Origin of the sequence: Leeia aquatica (assembly GCF_012641365.1) — a bacterium.
GTDB classification, from domain to species: Bacteria; Pseudomonadota; Gammaproteobacteria; order Burkholderiales; family Leeiaceae; genus Leeia; species Leeia aquatica.
This window is the reverse complement of sequence record NZ_JABAIM010000002.1, coordinates 456,115-472,407: the sequence shown is the minus strand read 5'-3', so window position 1 is coordinate 472,407 and position 16,293 is coordinate 456,115. Positions and strand designations below refer to the sequence as shown.

General features: G+C 58.5%; 15 protein-coding genes. 2 read left to right on the top strand and 13 right to left on the bottom strand.

Going from position 1 to position 16,293, the window contains the following annotated elements:
- Positions 1-79 precede the first annotated feature (79 nt).
- From HF682_RS11370 to HF682_RS11350, 5 genes are all read right to left on the bottom strand, one after another.
- Positions 80-853 (bottom strand): helix-turn-helix transcriptional regulator, encoded by a 774-nt coding sequence (locus tag HF682_RS11370; RefSeq protein WP_168877406.1) that lies wholly within the window; start codon positions 851-853, stop codon positions 80-82.
- Between the two features lie 74 nt (positions 854-927).
- Entirely contained in the window at positions 928-1,656 is a 729-nt protein-coding gene (locus tag HF682_RS11365) for a metallophosphoesterase family protein (RefSeq protein WP_168877405.1), read from the bottom strand.
- A 6-nt stretch (positions 1,657-1,662) separates the two neighbouring features.
- Positions 1,663-1,992 carry a hypothetical protein gene (locus HF682_RS11360; RefSeq protein ID WP_168877404.1) on the bottom strand — a complete coding sequence of 110 codons (330 nt, stop codon included), beginning with the start codon at positions 1,990-1,992 and terminating at the stop codon, positions 1,663-1,665.
- 7 nt (positions 1,993-1,999) lie between these two features.
- Positions 2,000-2,311, bottom strand: a complete 312-nt coding sequence (locus HF682_RS11355; RefSeq protein ID WP_168877403.1) for a YciI family protein — start codon at positions 2,309-2,311, stop codon at positions 2,000-2,002.
- Positions 2,312-2,338: 27 nt separating this feature from the next.
- Positions 2,339-2,689 (bottom strand): hypothetical protein, encoded by a 351-nt coding sequence (locus tag HF682_RS11350; protein ID WP_168877402.1) that lies wholly within the window; start codon positions 2,687-2,689, stop codon positions 2,339-2,341.
- 167 nt (positions 2,690-2,856) lie between these two features.
- On the opposite strand from HF682_RS11350, the gene HF682_RS11345 reads away from it, so the two are divergent.
- A complete protein-coding gene (locus HF682_RS11345) occupies positions 2,857-3,306 on the top strand; it encodes a LexA family protein (protein WP_168877401.1) in 450 nt (149 codons plus the stop codon).
- A 2-nt stretch (positions 3,307-3,308) separates the two neighbouring features.
- Positions 3,309-4,565, top strand: a complete 1,257-nt coding sequence (locus tag HF682_RS11340; RefSeq protein ID WP_168877400.1) for a Y-family DNA polymerase — start codon at positions 3,309-3,311, stop codon at positions 4,563-4,565.
- A 22-nt stretch (positions 4,566-4,587) separates the two neighbouring features.
- On the opposite strand, the gene HF682_RS11335 is transcribed toward HF682_RS11340, so the two are convergent.
- The 8 genes from HF682_RS11335 to HF682_RS11300 all read right to left on the bottom strand — a co-directional run bounded on the left by HF682_RS11335 (position 4,588) and on the right by HF682_RS11300 (position 16,275).
- Positions 4,588-6,483, bottom strand: coding sequence for a DUF6531 domain-containing protein (locus tag HF682_RS11335; protein WP_168877399.1), 1,896 nt, complete (start codon positions 6,481-6,483; stop codon positions 4,588-4,590).
- A 1,021-nt stretch (positions 6,484-7,504) separates the two neighbouring features.
- Entirely contained in the window at positions 7,505-7,954 is a 450-nt protein-coding gene (locus tag HF682_RS11330) for a hypothetical protein (protein WP_168877398.1), read from the bottom strand.
- An 8-nt stretch (positions 7,955-7,962) separates the two neighbouring features.
- Complete coding sequence (locus HF682_RS11325; RefSeq protein ID WP_168877397.1) at positions 7,963-10,389, bottom strand: RHS repeat-associated core domain-containing protein; 2,427 nt, start codon at positions 10,387-10,389, stop codon at positions 7,963-7,965.
- A 17-nt stretch (positions 10,390-10,406) separates the two neighbouring features.
- Positions 10,407-12,383 (bottom strand): DUF6531 domain-containing protein, encoded by a 1,977-nt coding sequence (locus HF682_RS11320; protein WP_240947234.1) that lies wholly within the window; start codon positions 12,381-12,383, stop codon positions 10,407-10,409.
- A 377-nt stretch (positions 12,384-12,760) separates the two neighbouring features.
- Positions 12,761-13,225, bottom strand: coding sequence for a type II secretion system protein (locus HF682_RS11315; protein ID WP_168877395.1), 465 nt, complete (start codon positions 13,223-13,225; stop codon positions 12,761-12,763).
- Positions 13,219-13,584, bottom strand: coding sequence for a type II secretion system protein (locus HF682_RS11310; RefSeq protein WP_168877394.1), 366 nt, complete (start codon positions 13,582-13,584; stop codon positions 13,219-13,221). The genes HF682_RS11315 and HF682_RS11310 overlap by 7 nt, the downstream gene beginning before the upstream one ends.
- A complete protein-coding gene (locus tag HF682_RS11305; RefSeq protein WP_168877393.1) occupies positions 13,574-14,044 on the bottom strand; it encodes a type II secretion system protein in 471 nt (156 codons plus the stop codon). Before HF682_RS11305 ends, HF682_RS11310 begins: the two co-directional genes overlap by 11 nt.
- The gene (locus HF682_RS11300) at positions 14,041-16,275 is read right to left on the bottom strand and encodes a secretin GspD/PilQ domain-containing protein (RefSeq protein ID WP_168877392.1); all 2,235 of its coding nucleotides are present in this window, start codon (positions 16,273-16,275) and stop codon (positions 14,041-14,043) included. Before HF682_RS11300 ends, HF682_RS11305 begins: the two co-directional genes overlap by 4 nt.
- Positions 16,276-16,293 lie beyond the last annotated feature (18 nt).

The window sequence follows — 16,293 nt, the reverse complement described above, 5'->3', positions numbered from 1 at the left end:
AGCTGCGCAGCGCAGCGGTGGAGGCATCATGTCGGACAGAAGAGGCGGGCGATTGTATGGAAACGCCAGCCGGTGTCAGTCAGTGCAGCTGGTGCAGGCTGCGATATTGTTGTGGCGTCAGTCCGGTGCTCAGCTTCCATTGGTGGTTGAAGTGGGCGGCGTCGAAGTAGCCGCAGTCCAGCGCAATGTCAGTCATGCCTTGCGTACCGGTCAGCAAGGCCTGGGTGGCGCGCTGCAGGCGGATGGCCTGGCGCAAGCGGGCGAACGGCACCCCGTAGGACTGCAATTGCCGCTGCAAGGTGCGCACGCTGCAGCCCAGGGTCTGCGCGCATGCTGCCAGCTCCAGCCCAGGTTGGTACAACAGCAGTTGTGCCAGCTCCCCGGTGGCCTGCTGCTGCAGGTCCAGTTGCTGCAGGTGGCTGCTCAGCAGCCCCGCATCGGGCAGGGCGTGCTGCCAGCAGTCGATGAAATGGGCGATCACCTGCGGGCGCAGGGGGTCGTCCGGCCCGATGTGGCTATCCCGTCGCACGCGTGATGGACGATCATCCAGCCAGGTTTTCACCCCCAGCTGCAGCCAGCGTTGCAGCTGGTTCCAGCGGGCCAGAAAGGTAGCTTCCGGCAAGCCTGTTGCAAACAGGCTGGTGAGCGGGTTGCCATCCAGCAGGCGTAGCAGGCGGAACTGCCGGGCCAGCTGGGTATCGGTCGGACGTTGCTCCAGTTCTTGAACCTGCACAAGGTACTGCCGATGATCCACCAGCCCTTGCAAGGTGCTATGCACCGCATACGCCAGGCGCTGTTGCGGGGTGTGCCATTCCGTCTGCAAGGCGAGGGGGAGGGCGTGGTAGCAATACATGGCATGCAGTTTCAGGGTAACGGGGGGAGCGTAGCCGGACTGCCCGATGGTGGCTTGTATATTTGTGCCACGGCTTAGCTCAGGTAGCCGGTACGCAAGGCCTGTGCCCATTCCAGCCGCTGGCGTTGTGCTGCCAGTGCGGCAGCCGCCTCATGTGCATACGGCACGCTGCGCAGCTCGACCCGCCATTGCCCCGCCGCCTGGCGTTCTACCAGTGCGTAACGAGCATCCGGGCTCCCGTTCTCCACCACATGAGGCCAAGGATGATCATCACGATAGGCTTGCAGCCCCACGCTGCCAGGGTTGACGACCCATTGGCCTTGTCGGGTGCGGACATTGCGCGGGATATGGGAGTGCCCGCACAGGATGAGCTCGGCAGAAACGTGCCCCAGCCGGGCTTCGATCTCCTGTGGCGATGCAGGGCGTTCGCCATTCTGCAGCAGAGTGGTGACGTCGCTGCTGGGTGAGCCGTGGCACAGCCAGACCTCATCGGTCAGCCGCTGGCTATGATGTTGGGCCGCCAGCCAGGCCAGCTCTGCCTCCCCCAATTGCTCACGGGCGTAACGATCTCCAGGACCCGAGCCGGGGTGCAAGTTGAGCAATTGCCGCTCGTGATTGCCGGCTACATGTATCCAGCCGGATTGCGACATCAAAAGTTGCGCTGTCTCCAGCGGCTGCAAAGGACCTGAAACACTGTCCCCCAGATTGACCACTGCATCACAGCCTTGTCGTCGCAGATCGGCTACTACGGCCTCCAGTGCCAGCAGGTTACCGTGAATGTCGGACAAAACTGCAATACGCATGGGAAATTACTCCTGTGTTAACTGGGGTGATAGTGCCGGGCTGACAAAGCCACCATAGACCGTGTATAGCTCCGTGTGATGATCGTCTCCCAGAATGCCGCTCTGCTCAATCTGTGCCACCACGGACTGATAATCATCAGTAGCCTCCATCGCGGCGATGTCCGCTTCTGAACGCCACAGGGTGACGGTCACGCAGGTCTGTTCATCTCGGTTGAAGAAGACACCCAGGCAGCCCGTGTGGCGGCGGAACATGGGCAGCGAAATGGTGTGGGCAAAATGCTCCAGCGCGGCACCCTGGCCTGCAGCCAGTGCCACCTTCCAGATACGGATCAGCATGACAACCTCAGAGGGATAGATCAGGGTGCTGCATGCCCATCAGCCAGGGACGAATGGTGACGGTCAGCAGCCCGCTGCGGACGGCGGGGTCCGCCAGGGCAAACTGCACCACGGTATCGTGGTGCAGTGTTGCCCTTGACACCATCATACCGCCTGCTTCCGGGTCGGTAAACGGACCACCGCACAGCAACAGGCCCTGCTGTTGCCATTGCCGGTAGTGGTCGATATGCGCTTGCAGTCCCACCTGTTCAAACAGTGGAACGCCCGCCTGCCAGGTGGGGCCCGGCTGATGGATCACCACAAAGCGGATGTCTGGCACGACATGCTCCTGTGCACGAACGGGTGTTTATCTGGCCGGGGTGATCGACACCATGTCCAGACTAGGCTGGCCTTTGAGGAAACCGCATGAGGCGAACTCGCCTTCTACTTGCACTTCTTTGCCGACCATCTGGCTTACCCGGTCCAGCGGATCGTGCAGGGTGATCACGCGGTACACCGCACCCTGTTTGGCATCCTTGGGGCAGGCTGCGGCCAGCCCTTCGATACGAATGCCCTGCCTGAGGGTCAGCGTAAAATTTTTGCTGACGACACCGCGCAGGGTGACCGTCTTTTCATAGGCGACGGTTGGAACGGTAGCGGCGTGCAGCAGGGCAGGGCAGAGTAGCAGCAGGGCTGCAGCGCGGAATGCGGTGTTCATGAGCAGAAGACTCCGGTGAGCAGGGGATGCGCCAGCTTGTCATGCGTATGCAGGGCATGTCAATCGCATGTGCCTTGACGGATGTGAACTCAACATTTGAATTTTATAGAACGATTGTTCTATAATGAATGGGTGAAATTCAGCCCACCCTGATGGGGGAATGACAGATGAACCACACGACCGCCATACCCTGTGCAAGCGCGACGTTGCAGCCCAGCCTGCAAGCCCGTCCCTTGAGCGGCTGCCGCATGCCGGCTGGTTTTCCTTCACCGGCGGAAGACTGGGCAGAGGCCGCGCTGGATCTGAACCGCCATTTTGTCACACACCCGGAATCTACCTTCTTCTTCCGGGTCAGCGGGCAGAGCATGGCGGGGCCGGACCCGGCGCGCGGTTTCCCGGAGGGCGCCATCCTGATTGTCGATCGCTCCCGTACCGCACGGCACGATGATGTGGTGGTGGCCGTGGTCGATGGCGCCTTCACCGTCAAGCGCTTGTCTCGCCGCGCCGGGCAGGTGCAATTGCTGGCGGAAAACCCGGCCTGGCCGGTGCTGACCCTGTCGGCTGAGCAGGAGCTGCTGATCTGGGGTGTGGTCACCGCCTGGGTGGTGGAGGCCTGAGCATGCTGGCGCTGGTGGATGCCAATTCCTTTTATGTGAGCTGCCAGCAGGTATTTGAGCCCCGCTTGCGTGGCAAGCCGGTGGTGGTGCTGTCCAATAACGATGGCTGCATCGTCTCCCGCTCCGCAGAGGCCAAGGCCCTGGGCGTTCCCATGGGCGCCCCCTGGCATCAGGTAAGAGCTGAAGCCCGCAAATTGGGGGTGATTGCCTTCAGCAGCCATTACCCGCTGTATGCCGACATGTCGCATCGCCTGATGAGCACGCTGGCCCGCTTTGCCCCTAAGCAAGAAATCTACAGTATTGATGAGTGTTTTCTGGATGTCAGCGGCATGGACGACTTGCCCGAACTGGGGCAAGAGATTCGCCAAACGGTGCTGCAATGGACCGGACTACCAGTAGGGGTGGGCTTTGGTCCCAGCAAGACGTTGGCCAAACTGGCTAACTTGTACGCCAAACGTGAAGCACAGAATCAGGGTGTGTTTACGCTGAACCCTGCACATGAGGCGCACCGTCGGCTCATTCAGCACTCTCCGGCAGAATGGGTATGGGGCATTGGTCGCAGGCTGGCGGCCCGGCTGAGACTGGATGGTTTGCAGACAGTGGGCGACTTGCTGGCGGCAGACAGCGCCTGGCTGCGTCGCCGCTATGGGGTGGTGGTGCAGCAGACCGTGCTGGAATTGCACGGCCAACCCTGCCAGATGCTGGTGCATCAACAGCAAGACAAGCAACAGATCATCAGTACCCGCTCATTTGGTCGCAGCGTGTTTGAGCTCGCCGAGCTGGAGCAAGCCGTCAGCAGCTATCTGGCGCGCGCCTGCCACAAGCTGCGTCAGCAGCACTCGCTGGCAGGAGGCCTTGCCGTCTACCTGCGCACCAACCCGCATCTGGAACACCCACAATACAGCAATAGCCAATACCACTGCCTGCACAATGCATCCGACGACATCCTGCAGCTCACCCGCCACGCGCTGCAGCTGGTGCGCCAGCTCTATCGCCCTGGCTACGCCTACGCCAAGGCTGGCGTCATGCTGCTGGACCTCCGCCCGCAACACGCCCACCAGCCCGACCTGCTGGCCGAGTCGCCACAGTCCCCCCGCCGCGAAGTCCTCAACCAGGTGCTGGACCAGATCAACCAGCAATGGGGCCGCAGCACCATCCACCTCGCCACCGACACTCCAAACCCCAGCTGGCACATGCGCCAAACTCACCTCTCCCCGGGCTGGACAACGCAGTGGACAGATATGCCGAAAGCATCGTGACAGGACCGGGGGGCACGACACATTAAAGGCTGCTGCAGCTACGGCCGGTGGGCATATTCGGCGCCGCAGACAGCAACTGCTGTGCCGGCTCCAGCTGCAAGCGCAGGCTGGCCAGCTGACCACTGCTGTCGCTGTGCTCCTCCAGCAACACATTGCCCGCGTTATCCCGCTGATAACGGATCTGGTTGCCGTGGTTATCACTCACCTTCACCAGCCGGTGCGCATCGTCATACTGGTAATCCAGCACCTTGCCATCGGCACGGCGAATCTGCTTGAGCTGACCCACACCATCGTAAGCAAACTCGGTGATCAGACCGGCATCATCCCGCTTGAGCAACCAGCCGCGCGGGTGATAACTCAGCAAGGTCACCTTGCCATTTGGCGCGGTGATCTTCTGCGCACGGCCATGCGCATCATAATCCCCATACTGCGTCACCAGACCGGCCGCATCGGTGACCGACAGCAGATTACCCTGTGCATCATAGGCATAAGACGTCACATCACTCACATCAGTACGCGGCCCATCCTCGGTCAACAACTGACCAAAGCTGTTATAGGTATAGGTCCAGGTACGGGCCGTACCGCTCACCGTGGCAGCAAAGCCCTTGCTGCCATTGGCATCCGTGGTCGCCTGCTCACTGCGGCTGAGCAGATTGCCCTGCGCATCATAGCCATAGCTGGTGATCAACAGCGGACCGGCCTCCTTCAAGGGCAAGGCCAGGCTGGCATGCCACTGCGTCGTGAAGGTACGGGCCAGGGCCGTACCACTGGCCTCCACCCGCTTGGTCGGCAGATTACGCGTCAGGTCATAGCTGTACACCGTCTTGCTGCCATTGAAATCGGTGAACTGCGACAGGTTACCGTTGGCATCAAAACCCTGAACCCGCTGCTTGCCCGCTTCCAGCGGATGACTCACCGACAGGATGGTATTCACCCCCAGACTATTGCCCAGCACATAATGCTGGCTCGCATTCAAAGGACTGGTCACATCCACCGCCGTCAGCTTGCCACTCGCATCCTTGCTATAGGCAAAGCGGAAGGCATCCACCCCACCGGCATGCTCGGACAAGGTCGCCAGACCCTCGGCATCGTAATCCCAACGGGCAAAGGCAGCACCGTTCTCATCGGTGATGCCGGTCAGCAGACCGGGCTGATAACCGGAAGCCGGAGAACGGGTGGTATAGCTATACTGGCGCACCTTGGTATCCGGCCAGGTCACTGAGGCCAGATTGCCCTGGTTATCGTAGGCATAGCTGATCTTCTGCCCGGCTGGATCGGTCAGCTCACTGACCTGATTCAGAGTGTTATAGGCAAAGCCCAGCTGATGACCAAAGGCATCGGCCACCGAGCTCAACCGGCCGTTGGCATCATAGCCATAGTCATAACGGATACCGGAGGCAAAGGTGCGCGACTGCAGCAGACCCGCAGTGTTGTACAACTCCACGGTGCCATCAGGCTGCACATAGCGCCAGCCATCCGCCAGCTTCTCCACCTTGTCGTTGATATCGGCATCGCTGACCCAAGAGGAACCGGAACCGGCCTTGAAGTGCAGCACCCGGCCATCGGGGCGGATGGCGCGCAATATCACACCGTCGGCAGCCAATGACAGACGGTAGTAGTGGTTGTGGGTCCAGTGGTTGCCGACACTCATGAGCAACTGACTAGCGAGAATCGTGCGTGCCAGCTGGCTATTATAGGTACGGGTGAAGCTCAGGCCAGAGATGGAAGAAGAGGCATAATCAACCTCGCGCTGCACTTTACGCCCGGTGGAGAACTGGACAGGGTTGCCACCCGCGTCGGGGACTTGAGTCGGCTTTGTAGGTACGGGGCAGGTACCGGCAGGTGGTTGTTTGGCGACGGCTATGGGGAGTTTCTCCAGGCCATGACACTCCATCCATCGCCGCTCAGCATCAGGCATTGGATACGCACCTAAAGGACATGCGCCCCCCATAATGTCTGCAGCATAAGTGCCACTAGGATCATTAGGTGGAAAATACCGACACTCATTGCCTATACGTTGGCCCCACCAATACTTTGGCACCATTACAGCCCCGATCAGACTGCAGGCATTGGCGTAAATGGTGGTGCCGCTTGATTGAAGAGATCCAGGGTAACCGATGCCTTGGTCCGCATAAAGGTATGGCCAATACCATTGCATGACATTGGGGTTTTCAGGAGTAATCTCTGCACTCGCAGAGTGAGCCAAAAACGTGAGTACCAAGCCAGAGAGCAGAGGGTTAGCTTTACGCAACATTTAGGTGACATAATATGAAGGGGATGTCGTGGATAGTAGCATTGCGCTTCACTGGCATGCAATTGACATTGCCATAGGCTGGACTACACACGTACCTGTCTACTCGGACAGGTACGTGGCAATGTTTAGTTACTCAGCAGAGTTGGCCCGCCAGGCAAACATCCAGCCTGAATAGTGCAAACCATCCTCCAGTCAGAGCCCACCGGGAAACCTGCCTGCTTGATGGACTATCGGTCAGATAGGCTGTGCACGCCTTGAATATCACATTCGGATAGCCGAGCCATACCCAGTCGGGTGGGGTGAGTGGTGCATCGCGCAGGTGGGTCTGGTGTGGGGTAAAAGGGGGTGGACTTTAAGCCCGCTTATGGGCTAAACATCCGGACGTGACCTCATATCGGGGTGCGAGTTTGAGGAAGAGTGAGAACAACCAGGGAAATATAGCAAAGCGTTGACTTGCAAAGAAATGCAGCCCACGCCTGGGAGGCGGCGGGCTTGGGGTGGGCTAAGGGGGCATGGGGGAGCGGTTTTAGGGGTAGGGCGGCTACCCCATGAGCATCGCACGCTGGCTGCTTCATGCGGCGCAATACGCTTTGCTTTGATTGCGCCCTACTTGCTGGCCTCGCGGGTGGCAGGGGTAGTGGTGGCGTTTTTGTGCAAGGTGATCAATACAAGGCAGCTCACAGCATTATCCCGGCCATCGGACATCCATCAAATCAATCTGGGTCGCAGATAGACATGAGTATTTCGTCTGTATTGTTGTGCTCAAGTCATTGTTTTTTGTGTAGATAAAAAAATCCGTACCGTCAGCACACCGAACAACGACATCGCTATCACGAATGCACTCAAGATAACTTTCAAAATATGTCTGTGAGTGCGAATTAGTATTGCTGTCTTTCAACAAGCAGAACGTAGCCCATTCCACTTGTATAGCATCCCTAATCAAGTCAATAAATTCATTGGTTTTTAGATGCCCACTCTCTAAAACTTTTTCCCAAGCGCTTTGATCGGCTATGCCCTCAAACTCATAAACATGAATGCGGCTACAAGCAACCACTTTCAGCAATTCCTTTATCATTTCTGCGACTGAAATGCCGGACAGGCCAGTTTCATCAAAAATAATTATTTCCCAATACATTATAAACCTCAAGGAAACGGTAAAGGGCCTGGAACAGGGCCGGCTTTCGGGTCTATATGGCCTGGGTTTGTAGGGGAGGCAGGGTGATGATGCGGATTTGTATGCCCGGGTCTATGTGGGCTCTGGTGATCTGTAACATCAGTCCTGCCTAAAAATTTTCCATTACTATCAAATGTTGCTCCTTGTGTATAAGGTTTTCCATCACTGCCTATCCGCGGACCAATAGTTGAGTGAGCGCCAGTTGCGTCGGGGAGTGGCAAGAATTCTCCTCCAGGTCCTCTTGGTAAGGTGCTCCTTGGAGTATTATATTTGCCAGAACTGCGTATGACTGGTGGATCCCCTTCAGAACAAGCTGTAGCGGACTTAGGGCTATTCAGTCTCCGCAATATCGCTTGAAGGCGTGCAATTTCTCCTGCAGTTGCTCCCTGACTGTTCGGGCTTTCGAATTGCGTATTGCTAAAGTTCGGGTCTCGCGCCCGAATCTGAGCTTCCAATTGGCGTGCAATTATATTATTGGGGTTAAAACGTGCCCCACCCGAAGCAGCCCTATACCTGCTCAATCCAAGCGGATCAATAGAATCAAGTGGGTTGCCCTCCACATAGCCATAAGTATTGATCCCACCCGCCAGCCCGATCGGGTCACTCTGGATGTAGCGGCCCAGCTCCGGATCGTAGTCGCGGTAGTAGTTGTATACCAGTCCGCTCACCCGGTCTTGCCATTGGCCCGGGAAGCGCAGGTTCTGGATGAACTTCTTGCCGTCGTGGTCCGGGTCTTCGTCCGGCGGGGTGGCACCAAAGGCTTCGCCTTCCCATTGCCAGACGATGCTGTTGCCTGCCGGGTCCACCACTTGCCGTGGGGTGGCGAGGTGGTCGCTGTGCAGGTACCAGGCTTTGGCCTGGCCGTTGTCTTGCCGTACGGTGGCGATCGGCAGGTCGCCGAGCCAGACGGTTTCGTCACTGATCTGCTGGGTGGCCGGGTCGGCGTAGCTGCCGATGCGGTGGCCGGCTTCGTCGTAGACGTAGTGGATGGGTTTGCTGTTGCTGCTCTGGATGACGCGCTGGCCGAGGGTGTTGTAGAGGTAGCTGGTGAGCGAGGCGCTGCCGTTCTTGACGGTGCTGAGGCGTCCGCCGTTGTCGTAGCTGTAGCTGTAGCGGCCTTTGGTGATGTTGCCTGCGGCGTCGTAGGTGAAGGCGGTGGTGCCGGCACTGCTGAGGCGGTTGCTGGTGGCCGGGTAGCTGTAGGCAGTGCTGGCGCTGCCAACAGTCTTGCTGCTGCGGTTGCTGTCGGCGTCGTACTGGTATTGTTCGGTGGTGGTGTTGCGGGTGGTCTGGGTCAGCCGGTCGAGCTTGTCGTACTGGTAGCTTTGGCCGAGCACCGGGGTGAGGCTGTCGTTCTGTTGCAGCAGGCGACCCGCGTCGTCGTACTGGTAGCTCTTGCTGTAGCGGTCGCCGTGCTTGATCAGGCTGATACGACCGTTGCTGTCGTATTGCCACTGGCTTGGCTGGCCATTGGCCCAGGTCCAGCTGCTGAGGCGCTGGCTGGGGCCTTGCCACTGGATCTGTTTGATCAGGTCCTGGCCGTTAAGCTGGATGCTGTCGAGCTGGTCGACGGTGTAGTGGTAGCCGATCTGCAGGCCACTGGGGTAGGTGATGCCGCTGAGGCGGCCTTTGTCATCGTACTGGTACTGCAGCACCCGGGTGGCGGTGACACTGCCCACCGTGGTGTAGCTGATGCTCTTGCGGGTGAGCTGGCCGCGCAGGTTGTAGCCGAGCTGGGTGGTGCCGCTGGGGTCGGTGTACTGGACCAGCCGCCCGATGCGGGTGGGGTCCGGGTCGTTGGCGGCACCATAGCTGTACTGGGTGATCACCCCGGCCTGGTTGCGCTGGGTGACTCGACCGGCGGCGTCCAGCGTGTCGTCCGTCGCCTTGTTGCGGGCATCGGTCTGGCCGCTGCGCTGGCCGTCGGCTGCATAGCGGTAGCTGGTACTGCCGGTATCCGGGCTGATCTGCTTGAGCAGGTCACCCAGGCCGTTGTACTGGTACTGGGTCTTGAGGGTACGCGGGTCGGTGACACTGGTCAGCTGGTCGGCCAGGTTGTAGCCAAGGGTGGTGACACCGTTGTTGGCATCGGTAATGGTGCTGAGCCGGTTCAGTGCATCGTAGCTGTAGCGGGTGCTGTTGTTGTTGGCATCGGTTACCAGGGTCTGGTTGCCGTTGGCATCATAGGCAAACTGGGTGATCTTGCCATTGGCGTCGATGGCCTGGGTCAGGCGGCCCATGGCGTCGTACTGGAAGCTACGGGTCTGCAGCACCGCCGCTTGCAGCGGCTGCAGCACGGTCAGGCCAATCAACAGGCCCAGCAGGGCAGGGCGGAAGGATGGGGTCATGGTATTGGACGTCATCTTGAATGGGGTGGGGGTCGGTATGCGGGCCATGGTCGGGATCCGCTATCTCAGAGGGCGCTGCAGCTGCGGCCGGTGGGCATGTTCGGTGCCGCAGACAGCAGCTGCTGTGCCGGTTCCAGCTGCAGCCGCAGGCTGGCCAGCTGGCCGCTGCTGTCACTGTGCTCCTCCAGCAACACATTGCCCGCGTTATCCCGCTGATAACGGATCTGGTTGCCGTGGTTATCACTCACCTTCATCAGCCGGTGCGCATCGTCATACTGGTAATCCAGCACCTTGCCATCGGCACGGCGAATCTGCTTGAGCTGACCCACACCATCGTAAGCAAACTCGGTGATCAGCCCCGCATCATCACGCTTGAGCAACCAGCCGCGCGGGTGATAGCTCAGCAAGGTCACCTTGCCATTTGGCGCGGTGATCTTCTGCGCACGGCCATGCGCATCATAGTCCCCATACTGCGTCACCAGACCGGCCGCATCGGTGACCGACAGCAGATTCCCCTGCGCATCATAGGCATAAGACGTCACATCACTCACATCGGTCCGCGGACCATCCTCGGTCAACAACTGACCGAAGCTGTTCCAGGTATAGGTCCAGGTACGGGCCGTACCGCTCACCGTGGCAGCAAAGCCCTTGCTGCCATTGGCATCCGTGGTCGCCTGCTCACTGCGGCTGAGCAGATTGCCCTGCGCATCATAGCCATAGCTGGTGATCAACAGCGGCCCGGCCTCCTTCAACGGCAAGGCCAGGCTGGCATGCCACTGCGTCGTGAAGGTACGGGCCAGGGCGGTACCACTGGCCTCCACCCGCTTGGTCGGCAGATTACGCGTCAAGTCATAGCTATACACCGTCTTGCTGCCATTGAAATCGGTGAACTGCGACAGGTTACCGTTGGCATCGTAGGTGTTGGTGCGAGCCTTGGTGACATCCAGCGGATGCGTTTCACTCTGGATCTCATTGATGCCAGCTGGCGATATGAACTGATACTTTTTGATGGCGTTGAGCGGGGTGGTGATATCCACGGCAGTCACTTTGCCATTGGCATCTAGCGTGTACTTGAAGCTAAACTTGTCGACACCACCTGCGTGCTCAGAGCTAATCGCCAGCGCTCTGTCGTTATAGGCCCAGTGCGCAAATTTGACGCCATTCTCATCGGTAAGATCTGTCAACAAACCGGATTTGGCGCCATCTCTGGGGATAGACATGGTATAGCCATATTGACGTACCTTGGTATCCGGCCACGTTACTTTTTGCAGGTTACCCAGATCATCATAGGTATAACTGATCCTCTGCCCAGCCGGGTCAGTCAGCTCGCTGATCTGCCCCTGGTCATTATAAGCAAGGCCTAGGTGATGTCCAAAAGCATCGGCTACTGAGCTCAAACGGCTGTTGGCATCATAGCCATAGTCATAACGGATACCTGAGGCAAAGGTGCGCGACTGCAGCAGACCGGCGGTGTTGTACAACTCCACCGTGCCATCGGGCTGCACATAGCGCCAGCCATCTGCCAGCTTCTCCACCTTGTCGTTGATGTTGTTGTCGCTGATCCAAAACGCGCCCGTCCCCGGTTTGAAGTGCAGGGTACGTCCATCGGGACGAAGTACTCTCAGGGTGACATTATCCGCAGCGAGGGTTAGACGGTAGTTGTGGTTGTGGGTCCAATAATTGCCTAGGCTGGTCAGCAGCGGGTGAACCTCGAAGTAATTCACCGACTGACTGTTATAGACACGGACGAACGTTAGCCTGGAAGGTGATGCAGAAACATAGTCTACTTCGTTCTGGAATTTTCGCCCATTTGTGTACTGAATGGGGTTCCCATCAGCACGGCACTGATTGTCAGGCTCTTTCTCCTTGGCTAAATCGGTATCCTTGAGATCTGGCACGTCGCAGGATTCCCAAGCAACATTCCATACATAATATCTTCCCCCGGTTGCTGGCGGATCACGGTACTCATGCCGGGTGCTGCGCTGCTGAATGCCATTCAATGTCCGTGCAGCAAGTGAAAATGGGACGTCTGATCCGCACATATTTCCATCAGGAAAAGACGCCAGACACTTCAGTACCTCTACATGCTGGTCGTTGTATGTTTTCTGTGCCGCTGCAAGCAGCCGATTGGCTACTGCATTGCAGCTTTCAGCTAATACACTTGAGGAAAGCAGCAAAGCTGCTGCTGTAATCGTTAACACTGTGGGTTTGCGTTGGTGCAGCGGCCCCCAAATAGTTGAAGCCTGGCGTAGCGTAGGCATGCGATTCCCGTACATTAGCTGTTGATGTTAATTGATGGCGCTTCGAGTTTTGGGGATGGTAGCACATGCGAAAAGGCTACTCAATTTGCATTTATGATGTAAGAAAATGAAGTGCCTGTACTTTTTGACAGATTGACGTGGGGGCAATAATTGAATAACTACTTGGCTCTCCAGGCAAACACCCAGCCTGAGTAGTGCGTACCATTTTCCAGCCAGACACCTTCCGGGAACTCTGCCTGTTTGATGGACTCCTGGTCAGATAGGCTGTGGACGCCTTGGATGCCGCCTTCGGGTGCGGTGAGTAATACCCAGTCTGCCTGGCCGGTAAACGGGTCAACCGGGATGCGGCGCAGGTGGCGGCGGATGGCGAGGAAGCGGCGGTCTTCCAGCAGGTCTTCCAGCCGTGCCGGGTAGCGCTTGACGCTGCCGGGAGAGCTTTCATAGTAACGCTGAATGGCTTGGCGGATGGCCAGCCCGGCACGCAACAGCTCAAGCTCTTTGCTGCGCTGCTGCTGGAAGGCCCAGTAGCGGCCGGTGGTGGCCAGCAGGGTGCCGATGAGGGCGACGGAGAGCAGGAGCAGCAGGTAGGTGAAGCCTCGCTGCTGTGGTGCCCGCCTTACCATGTATTGTACCGAGTGCCGTCGTTGGCCTGGGTGGTGGCCGCGCTGTGCAGGTCTCGCAGTTGGCCGTTACTGTCGGTGACCATCTGCCAGGCGTCGTCCCGCTTCAAAATGGGGTCCATCGGCAGGCTGCGCAGGTAGTGCAGGTCAACCAGTTCTTGCAGGCTGGCGGGGTAACGACCTTTGTCCGCATGGAACTGGTCGATGGCGTTGCGGGTGAGGGCAAGATTGCTCCGTAGTACGGTTTCTTCGCTCTTGCCGAGTGCACCAAAGTAGCGGGGGGCGACGATGGCCAGCAACAGGCCGACGATAGCCAACGCGACCAGTAGCTCAATGAGGGTGAAGCCGCGCTTACCAGTCACGATAGTGGCTCCCGTCCAGCGCTGTGCCGTTGTCTTTGGAGTAGATATCGAATACGTCTGCACCTGGTTGCGGGTTGTCGGGTGGGCTGGCGTAACTGCGTAGCCTCCAAGTATCTGCCGCAGCGAGCTGATCGTCCGCAAAGGGGTCTCGCGGCAGGCGGCGCAGCAGGTAAATCAGGCCACCTTTGGGGTCTTTGGCATCCGGAATGCCTTGCACCAATACCGAGAGGCTGGGCGGGTAGCCACTGTCGGCAGCGGATTTGGCGATGCGACCTTCATCGGTGGCTTGCTTGTAGGCATCCAGTGCGGTGCGTAGCTGATGAAGGGCCAGCTTGAGCTCCTGCTCCTTGTTGCGACGGCTGGCCAGTTCGGCCAAGGGCATGGCCAGACTGGCCAACACCGAAATGATGGCAATGGTGACCAGCAGCTCGATCAAGGTGAAGCCGCGATGCTGCTTCATGGCGTGATGGTAATCCGTAGCGGCACGGCGGGCTCCAAGGGCAGGGGCTGACCTTTGCCATCTTGCGCAGTAATCCCCCCCAGCATCAGGGTGGTGCTGCCGGGGGCGCCGGGCTTGGTTTTAAGCTTGACCAGCAGTAGCGGGCCAGCAGGCAGCTCACTTTTCCATTCTGTGGCAAGGCTCACGCGACCTTGTTGAGCATCCATACCATTGTGGAGGCCATTTTCCGCCAGCTTGGCTTGCAAGGCGGGCGGGATGTCTACGCTGATAGGCTCAAAGCGGAAGGGGTCGAAGTTGAGCTGGGTCAGGAAGCCCTTGATGGTTTGTGGTTTGGAGAGGTTGAGTTGAATCAGCAGCTCTTCTCCCACCTTGGTGAACAGTGGCGCACTGAGGGTGATGGCTGCCGGCTGTTGCAGATCGAGCTCGCTCTCCGGATTGGTATTCCCTGCAGGATTGCTGCCCGGTGGGCTACTCTCTGAGCCACTGGCTGGCGTTAGGGTGCTGCGCGACTTGAGCTGCAGCGGTTCCGCGCCCGGCTTGCTTTCCGTGCCGCTGAGGAATTGGGTGGTACTGGCTTCCGGGTTGATATTGCGCAGAATATGCGGAGTAATCAACATGACAATCTCGGTGCGGCTGCTCTCGTCCTTGTGGCTGGAGAACAGGCGACCTAGCAAAGGGAGCCGACCCAGCCCCGGCAAGCCTGTGACACTGTTACGGTCCTGATCGCTGATCAGACCCGCAAGCACCTGGGTTTCACCGTCTTGCAGGGTAAGAACGGTGCTGGTGTTGCGCGTGCCAATGCGGTACGCCAGCGTGCCGTTTGCCGTGGTGGTTTTATCGACCAGATTGCTGACTTCCAGCCCGACCTTGATTTCCACATCCTCCAAGGGGCGAACTGTGGGCTCGACATCCAGTTTCAGGCCGACGTCGATGTAGCTCACCGATTCGCTAATGGTACTGTTGGCCGTGATGTTGCTGGTAATAAGCGGTACTTTGTCACCAATGTGAATTTTGGCTTTTTCCCGATTCTTGACGCGGATGCGTGGGTTGGCCAGCAGGTTGGCTCGGCCGGCTTCTTCTTTCAGATTCAGCAGCAGCGCAGGGTTCCCTATGTTTATGCTGACCAGACTGGAGCTGCGGTTGTGCCATTCTTTCATGGTGACGGTGCCGGGCGTACCGGCGGCACCCTGAATGGAAAAACTGGCGCTACCGGGGTAACGGATACCGATTTCGTCCATCAGATTGCTGCTCACCTCCAGAATCTCGACATCCAGCATCACTTCCGGGTTGGCTTGATCTTGTGAGGTAACCAGTTTTTCGATGTATTGCAGGGCTTCCGGGGTATCCCGGATGGTCAGTGCATTGTTGCGCTCGTCGACATAGATGGCCTGGGTCTTGCTGAAGCTTTTGATCAGTGCCGCTGTATCCTTGGCGGATGCAGTATTGAGGTAGAAGGTGCGGCTGACCAAGTCCTCATACTCGCGCTGCTTTTCCGGCGTGCGCGGATAGATCAGCAGCATGTTGTCGCTCAGAACCTTGCGCTCCAGCTGGCTGGTGGTGAGCACCAGTCGGAGAACGTCTTCGATGCGTACATTCTTCAGCATCAGGGTGGTGCGCAGGTCAGAACGCACATCGCGGTCGAAGATGAAGTTCAGGTTGGCATTTCGTGCCAGTATTTCAAATACCTGACGCACGGGGACATCACGGAATTCTAGCGAGATGGGTTTGGCGAGTGCCGTTTGCAATGCGGGTGGCAGCAGGGCAGGGGGCTGCAGTTCATCCAGTTTACGCCACTGCCGCTCGATATCCCGGTTGCCGGGGTAGCGTTGGCGCAGTGGCTGCAGCCGTCCCCGCGCTTCGCTGAGTTTCTTGTCACCGATCAGGGTGGCGACATCTTGTAGTTGCTCACGCAGGGCCTGCTCGTCGTTCAGGTTGCGTAAGGTGTCCTTTGCACGAAGGTTGTCGGGGTCGATGGTCAACAGGCGTTGCAGTGTCTGACGGGCGGCATCCCAGTTACCTTGCTGACGCAAACGATCTGCCTCTACCCATTGCCTCTGGATGAAGAGCTCGCGTTGGCGACGATAATCGGCGCGATATTGGGCGTTATCCGGGTCCAGCTCGACCGCGCGGGCGAGCTGTTGCAGCCCGGCCTCGGCATTGCCTGCCTGCATCTGGCTCAGGCCATTGCTGTGCTCACTGCTACCCGCACAGCCTGCCAAGAGTAGCAGCATGCCCAACACTAGAAATCG

Coding starts and splice junctions, on each gene's coding strand:
- HF682_RS11370 (WP_168877406.1), bottom strand. CDS start 853: ATGTATTGCTACCACGCCCTCCCCCTCGCCTTGCAGACGGAATGGCAC.
- HF682_RS11365 (WP_168877405.1), bottom strand. CDS start 1,656: ATGCGTATTGCAGTTTTGTCCGACATTCACGGTAACCTGCTGGCACTG.
- HF682_RS11360 (WP_168877404.1), bottom strand. CDS start 1,992: ATGCTGATCCGTATCTGGAAGGTGGCACTGGCTGCAGGCCAGGGTGCC.
- HF682_RS11350 (WP_168877402.1), bottom strand. CDS start 2,689: ATGAACACCGCATTCCGCGCTGCAGCCCTGCTGCTACTCTGCCCTGCC.
- HF682_RS11345 (WP_168877401.1), top strand. CDS start 2,857: ATGAACCACACGACCGCCATACCCTGTGCAAGCGCGACGTTGCAGCCC.
- HF682_RS11340 (WP_168877400.1), top strand. CDS start 3,309: ATGCTGGCGCTGGTGGATGCCAATTCCTTTTATGTGAGCTGCCAGCAG.
- HF682_RS11335 (WP_168877399.1), bottom strand. CDS start 6,483: ATGCCTGATGCTGAGCGGCGATGGATGGAGTGTCATGGCCTGGAGAAA.
- HF682_RS11330 (WP_168877398.1), bottom strand. CDS start 7,954: ATGTATTGGGAAATAATTATTTTTGATGAAACTGGCCTGTCCGGCATT.
- HF682_RS11325 (WP_168877397.1), bottom strand. CDS start 10,389: ATGGCCCGCATACCGACCCCCACCCCATTCAAGATGACGTCCAATACC.
- HF682_RS11320 (WP_240947234.1), bottom strand. CDS start 12,383: ATGTGCGGATCAGACGTCCCATTTTCACTTGCTGCACGGACATTGAAT.
- HF682_RS11315 (WP_168877395.1), bottom strand. CDS start 13,225: ATGGTAAGGCGGGCACCACAGCAGCGAGGCTTCACCTACCTGCTGCTC.
- HF682_RS11305 (WP_168877393.1), bottom strand. CDS start 14,044: ATGAAGCAGCATCGCGGCTTCACCTTGATCGAGCTGCTGGTCACCATT.
- HF682_RS11300 (WP_168877392.1), bottom strand. CDS start 16,275: ATGCTGCTACTCTTGGCAGGCTGTGCGGGTAGCAGTGAGCACAGCAAT.